The sequence below is a fragment of the Achromobacter sp. ACM05 genome (genome assembly GCF_019218915.1).
Lineage (GTDB): Bacteria > Pseudomonadota > Gammaproteobacteria > Burkholderiales > Burkholderiaceae_B > Achromobacter > Achromobacter animicus.
Genome location: NZ_JAHUWQ010000002.1, coordinates 1,524,389 through 1,537,482 on the forward strand (window position 1 = coordinate 1,524,389; position 13,094 = coordinate 1,537,482).

Below are 13,094 nucleotides of genomic sequence, written 5' to 3' on the forward strand. Positions count from 1 at the left end.
TTTCATGCGTGCGCCAAAAGCCAGGCGCGCGCGGCCACCTATATCACCCGCGTGAGATGTCGGTCCCTTTGGTTTCGCGCGCAAAGATCAGGCTGAGCACTGTGCAGGCCACCGCAATGCCGACCGGGTAATACAAACCCGCGTAGATGTTTCCGGTGGCCGCCACGATCGCGAATGCGGTCGCCGGCAGAAAGCCGCCGAACCACGCTGCGCTCAGGTGATACGGAAACGACATGGCGGTGTAGCGGATGCGCGACGGGAACATCTCCAGTAGCGACGTCGTGGACGGTGCAAAGGTGATGGTGCCGAAGCTGAGGAGCACCATCAGCAGCAAAACAATGACCGGCGCATTGACGTCCTGCGGGTTGGCCGTGCCAAGCGGATAACCTTTGTCGACCAACGCTGCGCGCAACTCGGCATCGAACCGCTGCTTCTCTTGCGCCGCGTTCGGCGCATCCGCCTGATACGACACGATCACCTTATCGCCCACCCGAATCTCGGCAAGGGCCGTGTTCGCACTGGCAAGGCTCGTGTAGTTCAGCCCGAGCCCCGTCATGGCGTTGGTTGCTACGTCGCAGGACGATGTGAATTTTTTCGTGCCCAGCAGGTTGAACTGGACGGAGCAATCCGCGGGGTTGGACGCGACAGAGATGGGCGCGGCGCGTTGGGCGCGTTCCAGCGCGGGGTTGGCAAAGTGCGTCAGCCCTTGAAAGATCGGAATGGTCAATACCGCCGCGAGCACGTAGCCGCCGATGTAGACCGGGCGTCTGCCAATACGGTCCGAAAGATTGGCAAAGACGATGTAGAGCGGCGCCGTGAGCAGCGTCGCAACGATCAACATGAAGTTCGCCGTCAGCGTTTCGACCTTGAGCACCTTGGTCAGGAAGAACAGCGAATAAAACTGCCCCGTGTACCAAAGCACTGCTTGCGCGGGCAGGATGCACAATGCACCGATCAGAATGAGGCGCACGTTTTTCCAGGTGCCGAACGTTTCGGCAAGGGGAGACTTCGACGCCCGGCCTTCGGCCTTCATCTTCTTGAATTCGGGGGACTCGTCCAACTTCAGGCGGATCCACAACGAGATCAGAAGCAGCGCGATGGAAATGATGAACGGAATCCGCCAGCCCCACGCGCCGAACGCTTCCTGCCCCATCGTGAGCCGAAGCGGAATGATGACGGCCACGGCAAGCAGGAAGCCAACCGCCGCCGTCAGGATCACCCATGCCGTCCAGGTTGCGCGTTTGTTCGCTGGGGCATGTTCGGCCACATAAATCATCGCACCGCCGAATTCCCCCCCCAGTGCCAGACCCTGGATCATGCGCATCACGACAAAGCCTATGGGAGCGATGAGGCCGGCGGTCTCATACGAGGGCAGCACGCCGATCAGGAACGTCGAACCACCCATCAGTACGATGGTGACCAGAAACGTGTACTTGCGTCCCACCAAGTCGCCCAACCGGCCAAAGACGATGGCGCCGAACGGACGAAGCATGAATCCCGCCGCGAACCCCAGCAGCGTGAAGATGAATCCCGCCGTGGGATTCACGCCAGAAAAGAACACGCGGGCGATCTCTGCCGCCAGCAGCCCGATCAAAAAGAAATCGTAGAACTCGAACACCGTGCCCAGGGATGCAGCGACGATGACGCGCTTGTCCCTTTTTGACATGGACGATGAACGCGGTGCAGTTGCGGTAGCTTCCATTTCCCCTCCTCCTGTGTGAAGGCCTTCATCTGTTAATGCTGAGGATTCACCTTTATTGCGGAGCGGATTCGCCGTGCGAACGCACTTCCGCTTTATGTGCAGGAATCATATTTTCAATTATCGTATTTGTCCATATATGTGAAAACCCTCGTATCGGGGCGACGCTCGGAAGCACGGGGGGGTGCGTATCCTCAACCGGCACGGCCCAGCCGACCCCGAGCGGTCTGGACGTTCGCCAGTACAATCCCCGCGCTCTCCCCTATTTCTTTCCCGGCAGTCCCCATCCCCATGTCCAACCTCATCGTCCACGGCGGCACGCCTTTGCGCGGCCGCGTCGTCCCTTCGGCCAACAAGAACGCGGTGCTGCCGATCCTGTGCGCCACGCTGCTGACCGATCAGCCGTTGACATTGCATGGGGTGCCGGACATCACCGATGTGCGCAAGATCCTGGACATCTTCCGCACGCTGGGCAGTGACGTCCGGCTGGACGATGCGACGCGCACGCTGGCGCTGCATCACAAGAACACCGTCTTCGATGCGGCAAACCACCGGCTGCCCGAGGAGATGCGTTCGTCGATCATGCTGGTGCCGCCGCTGCTGGCGCGCTTTGGCGTGGCGCGGCTGGAGGACAACGTCAAGGGATGCACGCTGGGGGTGCGCGAGATCGATCCCCACGTGGACATCTTCCGATCATTCGGCGGCCAGGTGGAACGCGCCAGCGGGTCACTGCTGGTGCGCGCGAGCGGTCCGCTCAAGCCCACGCATCATTGGCTGGACTATGCGTCCGTGACCACGACCGAGAACTTCGTGTTGTGCGCGGCCGCGGCAGAAGGCGAGTCGTCGTTGACCAATGCAGCGTCCGAGCCGCACGTGCAGGAGTTCTGCCGGTTCATGGCAATGATGGGCGCCGATATCGACGGCATCGGCACCTCGCGGCTGGTGGTGCGCGGCGGCAAGCGTCTGGGCGGCGGCGAGTTCACGTTTGAAGAAGATTTCCACGAGATCACGACCTTCCTCGCGCTGGGCGCGATCACGGGTGGCGACGTGGTGGTGCGCAATCGCACGCCGGGCAATTTTCCGCTGATCGACCGCACGTTCGCCAAGTTCGGCGTGCGAATCGAGCACAAGGACGGCTGGTCCCGCGCGCTGCGCGACGGGCCTTTGAAGGTGCAGACGCCGTTCACCAGCAACGTGCTGACCAAGGTCGAGGCGGCGCCCTGGCCTTACTTTCCGGTGGATCTGCTGCCGATCTTCATTGCGCTGGGCGTGTGCGCCGAGGGCAATGCGATGTTCTGGAACAAGGTCTACGACGGTGCGCTGGGCTGGACGGGCGAACTGTCCAAATTTGGTGCGCACGTGTTCTCGTCGGACCCGCATCGCGTGGTGACGTTTGGCGGCAATCCGCTGACGCCGGGCGTGGTCGAAAGCCCCTACATCATCCGCGTGGCGATCGCGCTGTTCATGGTGGCCAGCAGCATCAAGGGACGTTCGGAGATTCGCAACGCCACGCCGATCCGACGCGCCCATCCGAGCTTTGTCGAGAACCTGCGCAGCCTGGGCGTGCAGGTCGAGTGGGCGAACGACGAGTAGGCCGAGGATTCATCAGCCGAAGCTGAATCGACTGAGGCGATAGCGACCGAAACTGAAGCAATCGAAGCTGAAGCGATCGAAGTCGAATCAACCGAAATAAGGGCGTCCTGGCGACGCCCTTTTTGCGCGATCACCGGCCGCCTCGGATGCCGGCGATGCTGCCCGGAACGCTGCGCCGATCACGCGCGCGGTCAACCTGCCGCCGCCGCCACAGCAGGCGCCGATGCCGGCGCCGGCGCGATCGGCGTCAGGCCGAACCGCTTCATCGTCTCCATCATCCGGGCCTTGTCCGGCGGCCCGCCGCCGTTGATCAGGGCCGCCATCTCGCGGAAGTAATCGGCGCTGATTTCCGGCGTGTTGATCACCAGCGCCTTGGCCATGACCGCGTGCGGGTTGCTGAACGCATGGGCCACACCGGTCGGCGTGGTCATCGAATCGCCGGGACGAAGGTCGCGCGTTTCTGCGCCGACGGTAAAGCGCAGCGTGCCTTCAAGCACGTAGATCAATTCCTCGTTGTCGTGGCTGTGCGGCGGCGGCACGTTCGAGCCCGGCGGCACACACAATTCAAACGCCCCCATGCGGTTGCCCCGCCCGCTTGGCTGGAGATAGCGGATTTCCAGTTGGCCCACGCGGATCACTTCTTCTTCATCGAATGCTTGCGCTACGTTCATGGCATACTCCCGTGTAAAGTTACTTTACGTTCCAGTGTACAAATTTTTTACGCCATGTCCAGCAGAAAAAATAGCGCCGCATCCGAACCGCAAACCGGCCTGCCGATGATCGGTTCCTTGCTGCGGCTGCCGCGCGAGCACGTGGTCGCGCGCATGTTGTCTGCCGTCAACGAGCAGGGATTCGACGTGTCATTGACCGAACTGGGCGTCTTCATGTACCCCGGCCCGCACGGCCGGCGGCCAATCGAGCTGGCCCGCCAATGCAACATGTCGCGCCAGGCGATGAACTACGTGCTGGCCGAACTGGAGCGGCGCGGCTATCTGCTGCGCCGGCCCGGCGCCACATCGAATTCCACCGAATTGCAGCTCACCGCCCGCGGCCAGGAAATGTACGTGCTGATGCGCAGTTGCGTGGCGGCCGTTGAACTGGAATGGAAAGCGCACCTGGGTGAACAGCGCTTCAACGCGCTGCGTGAGACCTTGCAGGATCTTTCGGCATGGCTGGGCAAAGTGGATTGATGCCATCGGACGGTGCGCCGCGCGGCGCCCCGGATTTTTGATTTACGCCACACTGCCGACACAGAACTGAATGTTATTGTCTTGTCTTTCCGGCACGCAGGCGACCCGTCGCCGGCGTGCTTGAACGCCATCCACAAGGAGCCGCAATGAAGTTGATCCCGTCCCTGTTGCTGGGCGCAAGTGCGCTGTCGATGACCTTCGCCGCGACCGCCGCGCCGGTCACGTATGACCTTGATCCCTCGCACACGTACCCCAGCTTCGAGGCCGATCACTTTGGCGGCCTGTCGACCTGGCGGGGCAAGTTCAACCAGTCCAGCGGCGTGGTCGTGCTGGACCGCGCGGCGCGCACCGGCACCCTGGAAGTCACCGTGGACATCAAGTCGGTGGACTTCGGCCACGACGAAATGAACCAGCACGCGATCGCGCCGGATATCTTTGATGCAGCCAAGTACCCCACCGCCACGTTCAAGGGCAAGTTCACCAAGTTCGACGGCGACAAGCCCGAGGAAGCCACGGGCGACCTGACGCTGCGCGGCGTCACGCGCCAGGTGAAGCTCGATATCGACGACTTCAAATGCATCGATCATCCGATGGTCAAGCGCGAGGTCTGCGGCGCCGATGCTTCCACCGAGTTCAGCCGCAAGGATTTCGGCATGAACTTCGGCCTGGACATGGGCTTCAAGCCCGAGGTCAAGCTGAAGATCCAGGTCGAGGCCATTCGCCGGCAATAAGGCTCGCGCCCTACCCTTGCCCACCTCGCGCCTGCACCAGAAAGTCCAGCACCGCGCGATACGACCCTTCGTTCCCAGCCGCGTTGGCCGACGGCGTGCCGCCTGCATCCAGCAGCAGTCCGGACATCGCGTGTGGCTTGTTGATCAGCGTGGCCGGCAGGCAGGGATAGTGGACATGGTGGCCCGCCCCGGCGCAGACGTAGTGATTCGTGGGCAGATCAAACGCCTGACGCTGGCGCACCACCATTTCGGAATACGCGGTGCTGGGCCAGAAGCCGTCGTCGGACGCGCTGACCAGCATGACCGGTCCGGGATAGTTTTCGACGGGAATGCGCGCGCGCCCGAAGGCCGAAGCATCGCGCGTGGCGCTCAGGAATGCCAGGGTCTGGCGATACGGCGGCTCGGAGGCATAGGCGGCGTTCCAGTCGGCCGTGGCGTTGTCTTGCCACAGGTGCGGCAAGGGCTCGCCATGCCGGGTCCAGACCTGGGCATCGCGGCCGGTGCCCGGCGCGCCGGCGCTGACCACGCCGTGCATCACGTGCGACGGCACGTACGCGACGACCGCGCTGACCAGGTCGGGGAAATGCGAGGCAACAAGCAACGATGTCTCGCCGCCCCGGCTGATGCCCGACACCGCCACGAAGCCGTCACGCGGCTGCAGCGATTTGCGGACCCATTTCAGGGCGGCTTCGAAGTATTCGAGCGGCATGTCGTTCAAGTACTTCGGACGGCCGTCGTAGTTGAAGATCGCCAACGCCAGGCATTGATAGCCGCGAGCGGCAAACAGCGCGGCGCGGGGCGCGTTGACGCCACCCGACGAGCCGTTCATGTAGACCACGACGGGATGCGGGCCGGGTCCGGCCGGCACGAATAGTTCGCCGGACAGCGACATGCCGTCCACCTCTTCGCGCACGGATCGGTGCGTGACACCGTCCGCCAGGAAGTCCTGCACCAAAGTGGCCTCTGCCGACAGGGCGCCATTCGTGGCGTGAAGGTGCACGGTCAGCGCATCCGTGCTGTCGGGCGGAAACACCACGCGGTCCATGTCCTGGCACACCATGGACCAGACGATGCCCATGGCCGACGGTTCGCCGTACGAGCCGGACACCGGGCTATCGCGCCGCAAGTCCAGACGTCCGTCGTGACCGGCCACGAACACGGCCTCCGAGCGCCACGCCGCGCCGCACATGTGCATGCTGGCCGTGACGGTGATAAAGGCATAAGCCGGAAAGCCTTCGATGCGGATGTCGCGCTCGACGTCGATCAGCGCGCGTTCGGGCGTTACGGTGATACGGGGCTGTGTCACTGTCGTCTCCTTGCCGTCGCGGCCTTATGCCTTCAGGTCGGTCTTGGGCACGCCGTTGGCCTTGATGACCTGCGCCCACATGGCGGATTCGTCGGCAATGACCTTGTCCAGATCGGCGGACGACGTGAACTCCACGGCCACGCCCTGCTCCGCGAATTGCTGGACCAGGCTGGGATCGCGCGTGCCTTCGCGCACGGCGTGCTCCAGCGTCTTCACGACGTCGGCGGGCATGGCGGCGGGGCCCGAGATCATCATGCGGGTGTAGAGCTCGAAGTCGTCGACGCCCGCTTCCTTCATCGTGGGCACATCGGGCAGGCTGGACAGCCGCTTGTCCGCGGTGACGGCCAGCACTTTCAGTTTGCCGGACTTGATGTTGGGCAGCGCCGAGGTCGGAAAGTCGAACGTGCTTTGCACGGTGCCCGCCATCAGGTCCAGCAGCGCCGGACCGCTGCCCTTGTAGGGCACGTCCTGGAATTGCGTGCCGGTCTTCGACTGGAAATGCAGCAGCGCCAGATGATTGATGACGCCGCGGCCGGCATGCGCGCAGGTGATGTCGTTGGGCTTTTTCTTGGCCAGGTCAATGAACTCCTGCACGGTGTTCACGCCCAGGTCGGGATGCACGATCAGCAGCATGGGCGATTTGCCCATGGATCCCAATTGCTTGAAGTCCGATGGCTGGTACGGCAGGTTGTTGTAGAGCAAGGGGTTGAGAATCATGCCGTTGGTGCCGGCAAACCCCAGCGTGTAGCCGTCGGGCTCGGCCCGCGCCACCGCGACGGTGGCGATGATGGCCTGCCCGCCCGGGCGGTTTTCAACGACGACGTTCTGCTTGAGGGTCTTGCCCATGCGGTCGGCCAGCGCGCGCGCGGCAATGTCGGTCAGCCCGCCGGGCGCAAAGCCCACCAGCAGACGCACGGGACGCGTCGGAAAGGCGTTCTGCTGGGCCCAGGCCGGGCGCGAGATCAACGGCAAGGCGGCGAGCGCGCCCAGGGCATGACGGCGGGTGAATCGCATACGGCTCTCCAGACAAAGGCAAAGGCCAACGCGCGGCCGACGTGGGCCGCGAGGCAAGACAATGAAAAGGGGAAGGACGTACAGGCCGCCGCCGATCGGCGACGGTCACAATGATCGTATGTTGTATGCAATACAACCGACGGGCTATCTAGGGATATCCCGGTAACAGCCTGGGTGATGGGCGCGATACGGGGCCCGATGCGGGACCCGATGCCGAACCCGATGCGGGGACTTGATGTGGGCCGAGTCGCGGCCCGATCAAGGCCCAATCAAGGCCCGATCAAGGCCCGATCAAGGCCCGCCGATCAGGCCTTCGTCATCAGCTTTTTCCACCCTTCCAGCCCGAGCTTGTTCATCGTGTCGATGTTCTTCTCGTAGATCTCGGCGGCATCCGGGAACGACTCCACCGCGCGGTCGATGCTGTCTTCACGCAATAGATGCAGGATGGGATACGGCGAGCGGTTGGTGTAGTTCTCGATATCGTCCGGCTGCGTGTCGGCGAACTGGAATTGCGGGTGGAAGGTGGCCACCTGCAACTCGCCCACCAGACGCATGCGCTTGAGCAGACGGTCGGACAGGTCTTCGAAGTCGTTGAACTCCATGAAGTCGTCCAACGCATCGGGGATGATGAGCAGCGTGGTGTCGATCTTGTCGGGATCGGTTTCAGCCAGCAGCGCCAGCTCGTCCTGCAGGTCGGTCAGCACGCCCTCGGCGTCGGTGGCGTCGCTGACGGCAAAGCGGATCTGGTCCTTGACCTGCACCGCCTTGGCGAAGGGACAGAGGTTCAGGCCGATCACCGCCTGGTTCAGCCAGTGGCGGGTTTCTGCGACCACATTGGCATAGGCGTCGGAAGTGGAAATCATGGAATCAGTCCTGGAAATAGAAAGAGCGCAAGGCCGAAGGCCCCGCGCTCTGCGTGGCACGCGTGCAGGTCAAGCGGCCGGCATGGCGGCCATGGTCTGAGCCACGGCGGCGGTGAGCTTCTTGCCGTACGGCACGTGCAGGAATTCGTTGGGGCCGTGCGCGTTGGACTTGGGACCCAGCACGCCGCACACCATGAACTGCGCCTGCGGGAAGCCCTTTTGCAGGATGCTCATCAGCGGAATCGTGCCGCCCTGGCCGATGTAGCCGCAAGGTGCGCCGTAGTACTGCTGCGAAGCGGCGTCCAGGGCCTGCGTCAGCCACGGCACGGTGGCGGGCGCATTCCAGCCGGTGGCGGCGCCTTCGTTGGCCTTGAAGATGACCTTGGCGTTATAGGGCGCGTCGGCTTCGAGCAGTTCCTTGATTTCCTGCGAGGCGGCCACCGCGTCCACCAGCGGCGGCAGGCGCAGCGACAGCTTGAAGGCGGTGCGCGGGCGCAGCACGTTGCCAGCGCTGGACAGCGGCGGCAGGCCTTCGGCGCCGGTCACGGACAACGTGGGGCGCCACGTGCGGTTCAGCAGCGCCTGTTCGGGTTCAGTGGTCATGGGCAGCACGAAGCCGCCGTCGGCGCCGCAGCTCCAGGGGAAACGGCGCCACACTTCGTCGCCCAGGATGCGCGCGGTGGCGCTGACCTGTTCGATGCGTTCGGCGGGGATTTCGCAGTGCAGGCTTTGCGGCAGCAGACGGCCGGTGCCACTGTCTTCCAGGCGGTCCAGCAGGTGGCGCAGAATGCGGAACGAGGAAGGCACGACGCCGCTGGAGTCGCCGGAATGGACGCCTTCGTCCAGGACCTGGACTTCCAGCGTGCCGGACACCATGCCGCGCAGCGACGTGGTCATCCAGAGCTGGTCGTAGTTGCCGGCGCCGGAATCCAGGCACACCACCAGGGCCACGTTGCCCAGGCGATCGCGCAGCGCGTCGACGTACGGCAGCAGGTCGTAGCTGCCGGATTCTTCACAGGTCTCGACGATGCCGACGCAGCGCGGACGCGGGATGCCTTGCTTGTCCAGCGCCATGATGGCGGTCAGCGAAGCGTATACGGCGTAGCCGTCGTCGGCGCCGCCGCGGCCGTAAAGCTTGCCGTCTTCGTACTTGGGCGTCCACGGACCGAGTCCGGCGCGCCAGCCCGAGAATTCAGGTTGCTTGTCCAGGTGGCCGTAGAGCAACACGGTGTCGCCGTTGTCGCTGCGGGTGGCGGGCGCGTCAAAGAAGATGACGGGCGTGCGGCCCGGCAGGCGCACCACTTCCAGCTTCAGGCCGGAGACCTTCTGCGCTTCGACCCACTGCGCTGCATCGCGCACCACGCGCTCGATGAACGCGTTCTTTTCCCAGTCGGCGTCAAAGGCCGGACTCTTGGCGGGAATGGCGATGTAGTCGGTCAGCGCGGGAATGATCTCGTTGTCCCACTTGTCGTCCACGAAGTCCTGGAGGGCTTTGGGATCAAGGGTGGGCGGCAATGCGTCTTCGGGGATGCGTGCGTTCATGGCGCTGGCTTCCTGTGTGCGGGAAAGGGGCAAACCGCTATTTTATGCCTGCGCGGGCAAACGGCGTTATTTGGCTGCGTAAGCCTCGATGCGGCTCCACACCTCGCGGGCCAGGGGCTTGGTGTTGCCGACCGACTGGTACAGGCGGATTTCCATATGGATGTCGTTGCGGGCGCCGTCGGCGCGGACCAGCCGGCCGTCACGCAGGTCGGGTTCGACGAGCGTGTGCGGCAGCCAGGCCAGGCCGAAACCCTGGCGCGCCATGGCGTGCAGCGCGTCGGCCAGGTCGGACTCGTAGGTGGTTTGCAGCAGGGGCACCTCGCACAGGCCACGCAGCTTGTCGTGCAGGATGCGGCCCAGCGACATGCTGTCGGCGTAGGCCAGGAAAGGCACGGGCGGGTCGGACGCCAGCTTGGGCACCGCGAACCGGGGGTGACGGCCGCCGGGCGCCACGGGCGCGCTCACGGCCACCAGCTTGTCGGCGCCCACGCGCCGGCAACGGTAATTGGGATTGTCGATCTTGGCGTACAGCGGTTCGTGGGCATGGCACAAAAGGAAATCGACCTCGCCATCCCCCAGCATATCCACGCCGTAATTCAGCGTCGTGGTGATCACCTTCAACTGAAACGCGGGCAGGCTGCGCTGCACGCCGGCCATCAGCCCCGGCAACACCGAGTGCGCCAGCGTCTTGCCTGATGCGATGGTGATCTTGCGGGCGCGTTCCTGTTCGGGCTTCTGCAGCGCTTCGCGCGTCTCGTGCAGGATGTCCAGCACGTCGATGGCGGCGGCCAGCACGCTACGGCCCGCGGCGTTCAGCGTGGACACCTGGTGGCCGCGTTCGACCAGCGGCACACCCGCCCAATCCTCAAGCGCCTTGATGCGGCGCCCAAACGCCGGGTGCGTCACGTTGCGCGACTCCGCGGCCTGAAACAGGTTGCGCGACTTCGACAGCGCGACGAAGTCTTCCAGCCATTTGATGTCCATGCGTCTTCTCCTGCCCCGCCCCATGTCTGTCCGGGGCTGGATGCGTGTTGGCCAGCGGCTCATCGGCTGTGCCTTTCCGGCACAACGAGTGCGCATTTTGCACAAGACAGAAACACCTTGCAACTAATATCCCCGCATCCACTTCTGGAAAACCCTATGTCCGACATCCCTGTCCAGCTCAAGTCCATCCGCAGCCATTACCTGGGCGGCGTCGAAGTCGTGGCCGGCGGACTGCCGATGCAGCAGCAAAAGGTGGTCGGCAATGCGTCGCCCCGGCTCATCGACATGAACGGCGGCTACAGCGTCGGCCAGTTGTATGTCCAGGAGTACCGCCTTGCGCAGCCGACGCGGCCTTACCCCGTCCTGCTATGGCATGGCGGCGGCATGACCGGCGCGCAATGGGAAAGCACGCCGGATGGCCGCGACGGCTGGTTGTGGCGCCTGCTGCAGGCCGGCTACGACGTCTTCGTGTCCGACGCGCCGGAACGCGGCCGCGCCTCGTGGGCGATGTTTCCTGAAGTCTACGATTCGGCCCCCATCTTCCGATCCAAGGAAGAAGCGTGGCGGCTGTTCCGCATCGGCCCGGCCTCGGGCTATGCGCCGGCTGGCGAACCGCGCCAGGCGTATCCGGGACAGCAGTTTCCCGTCGAGGCGTTCGACACCTTTTCCAAACAGTTCGTCCCGCGCTGGCTGACGCACGGCGACATGGCGCTGGACGCCTATCGCGCGCTGCTCGACTTCGTGGGCCCTTGCATTCTGGTCGGCCACAGCCAGGGCGGCGGCTTTGTCACGCAGCTGGCGCAGGAATATGCCGCGACCGTGCGCGCCGTCGTGGCCGTCGAACCCACCGGCACCCCGGCCCAGGCCTCCTGTCAGTTGCCCCCGCAACTGCTGGTCTGGGGCGATCACTTCACCGCGGACGACACCTGGCAGCGCTATCGCGCCCAGACGGACGCCTATTGGAACGCCCTGCGCGCGGCCGGACAACGCGCCGACGTGCTGGACCTGCCCGCTGCCGGCATCGCCGGCAACTCGCACTTCTGCATGCTGGATCGCAACAGCGACCACATTGCCGGATTGATCGTCGATTGGCTCGATCGCAGCCTCGACTAACCTTCTCGTGGAGATACAGATGACCCTGAAGAAAACCACCATCGCCCTGGCGCTCCTGACCGGCGCCACGCTGGCGGCCGGCGCTTCGGCCCAGCAGTCCGACTACCCGAGCAAGCCCATCCGCATGATCGTGCCGTTCGCCCCGGGCGGCACCGCCGACATCATCGGCCGCGTCTTCGCCGCGCAACTGGGCACCGAACTCGGCGTCACGGTGGTGGTCGAGAACAAGGCTGGCGCAGGCGGTTCGATCGGCACGCGCTACGTCGCCGACGCCGCACCCGACGGCTACACCATCCTGCTGGCCTCCTCCAGCACCCACGGCACGAACCCCGCCGTCTACAAGAACCTGACGTACGATGCGTCGCAGGACTTCACGGCCATCACGCAACTGGTCACCGTGCCCGGCGTGCTGAGCGTCACCAAGGACTTCCCCGCCGCCGACCTGAACGCGCTGATCGCGCAGTCGAAGGCCAACCCGGACAAGTACACGTACGCATCGTCCGGCGCGGGCGGCCTGGGTAACCTGGCGATGGAACTGATGAAGTCGATGACGGGTTCGCACCTGATGCACATCGCCTACCGCGGCGCGGGCCCCGCCTTCACCGACGTGATCAGCGGCCAGGTGTCGATGATCTGGGAACCGGTGCCGGCCTCGCTGCCCTACATCAAGAGCGGCCAGATCCGACCGATCGCCATCGCCGCCGACGTGCGTTCGCCGGAACTGCCCGACACGCCGACCTTCAAGGAAGCCGGCCTGACGCGCTATGAAGCCAACGCGTGGAACGGCCTGCTGGCCCCGAAGAACCTGCCGGAAGCCGTGAAGACCAAGCTGCACGACGCCTCGGTCAAGGCGCTGAACACGCCCGAAGTGAAGGCCAAGATGGCCAGCCTGGGCGGCACCGTGGTGGCCGGTTCGTCGGACGCCTTCCAGCAAGTGATCGCCAGCGACGTGAAGAAGTGGAAGAACGTCGCCAACGACGCCAAGATCCAGCTCGACCAGTAATGCAGAAGGCCCCGGCGCGTTGCGTCGGGGCCTTGCGTGGTACATGCAAGCCGGCC

The 13,094-nt window shown here is 64.4% G+C and carries 12 protein-coding genes; 5 read left to right on the forward strand and 7 right to left on the reverse strand.

Annotation, left to right across the window (positions count from 1 at the left end; all coding sequences use genetic code 11):
* Positions 1-43: 43 nt before the first annotated feature.
* Positions 44-1,702: an MFS transporter gene (locus KW836_RS17940; RefSeq protein ID WP_218344215.1), complete on the reverse strand. Its 1,659-nt coding sequence runs from the start codon at positions 1,700-1,702 to the stop codon at positions 44-46.
* 288 nt (positions 1,703-1,990) lie between these two features.
* Here KW836_RS17940 and KW836_RS17945 point away from each other — a divergent pair, with 288 nt between their 5' ends.
* On the forward strand, positions 1,991-3,292 hold the full coding sequence (locus KW836_RS17945) for a UDP-N-acetylglucosamine 1-carboxyvinyltransferase (RefSeq protein WP_191575502.1): 1,302 nt from the start codon (positions 1,991-1,993) through the stop codon (positions 3,290-3,292).
* A gap of 191 nt (positions 3,293-3,483) precedes the next feature.
* Here KW836_RS17945 and KW836_RS17950 read toward each other — a convergent pair whose 3' ends face one another.
* A complete protein-coding gene (locus KW836_RS17950) occupies positions 3,484-3,921 on the reverse strand; it encodes a cupin domain-containing protein (RefSeq protein ID WP_286899699.1) in 438 nt (145 codons plus the stop codon).
* Between the two features lie 96 nt (positions 3,922-4,017).
* On the opposite strand from KW836_RS17950, the gene KW836_RS17955 reads away from it, so the two are divergent.
* Both KW836_RS17955 and KW836_RS17960 read left to right on the forward strand, forming a co-directional pair.
* Positions 4,018-4,482, forward strand: coding sequence for a MarR family winged helix-turn-helix transcriptional regulator (locus KW836_RS17955; protein ID WP_218344217.1), 465 nt, complete (start codon positions 4,018-4,020; stop codon positions 4,480-4,482).
* Between the two features lie 146 nt (positions 4,483-4,628).
* Positions 4,629-5,213 carry a YceI family protein gene (locus tag KW836_RS17960; RefSeq protein ID WP_218344218.1) on the forward strand — a complete coding sequence of 195 codons (585 nt, stop codon included), beginning with the start codon at positions 4,629-4,631 and terminating at the stop codon, positions 5,211-5,213.
* 10 nt (positions 5,214-5,223) lie between these two features.
* On the opposite strand, the gene KW836_RS17965 is transcribed toward KW836_RS17960, so the two are convergent.
* The 5 genes from KW836_RS17965 to KW836_RS17985 form a co-directional block, all read right to left on the reverse strand.
* Positions 5,224-6,519: an acyl-CoA thioesterase/bile acid-CoA:amino acid N-acyltransferase family protein gene (locus KW836_RS17965; RefSeq protein ID WP_218344219.1), complete on the reverse strand. Its 1,296-nt coding sequence runs from the start codon at positions 6,517-6,519 to the stop codon at positions 5,224-5,226.
* A 24-nt stretch (positions 6,520-6,543) separates the two neighbouring features.
* Positions 6,544-7,533, reverse strand: coding sequence for a tripartite tricarboxylate transporter substrate binding protein (locus tag KW836_RS17970; RefSeq protein ID WP_175136183.1), 990 nt, complete (start codon positions 7,531-7,533; stop codon positions 6,544-6,546).
* Positions 7,534-7,838: 305 nt separating this feature from the next.
* Complete coding sequence (locus KW836_RS17975; RefSeq protein ID WP_175121149.1) at positions 7,839-8,396, reverse strand: DUF1415 domain-containing protein; 558 nt, start codon at positions 8,394-8,396, stop codon at positions 7,839-7,841.
* A gap of 69 nt (positions 8,397-8,465) precedes the next feature.
* Positions 8,466-9,938, reverse strand: a complete 1,473-nt coding sequence (locus tag KW836_RS17980) for a M20 family metallopeptidase (protein ID WP_062841085.1) — start codon at positions 9,936-9,938, stop codon at positions 8,466-8,468.
* Between the two features lie 66 nt (positions 9,939-10,004).
* A complete protein-coding gene (locus KW836_RS17985; protein ID WP_175136180.1) occupies positions 10,005-10,922 on the reverse strand; it encodes a LysR family transcriptional regulator in 918 nt (305 codons plus the stop codon).
* Between the two features lie 156 nt (positions 10,923-11,078).
* Here KW836_RS17985 and KW836_RS17990 point away from each other — a divergent pair, with 156 nt between their 5' ends.
* Both KW836_RS17990 and KW836_RS17995 read left to right on the forward strand, forming a co-directional pair.
* Positions 11,079-12,035, forward strand: coding sequence for an alpha/beta fold hydrolase (locus KW836_RS17990; RefSeq protein WP_218344220.1), 957 nt, complete (start codon positions 11,079-11,081; stop codon positions 12,033-12,035).
* 19 nt (positions 12,036-12,054) lie between these two features.
* The gene (locus tag KW836_RS17995; RefSeq protein ID WP_175121146.1) at positions 12,055-13,038 is read left to right on the forward strand and encodes a tripartite tricarboxylate transporter substrate binding protein; all 984 of its coding nucleotides are present in this window, start codon (positions 12,055-12,057) and stop codon (positions 13,036-13,038) included.
* Positions 13,039-13,094 lie beyond the last annotated feature (56 nt).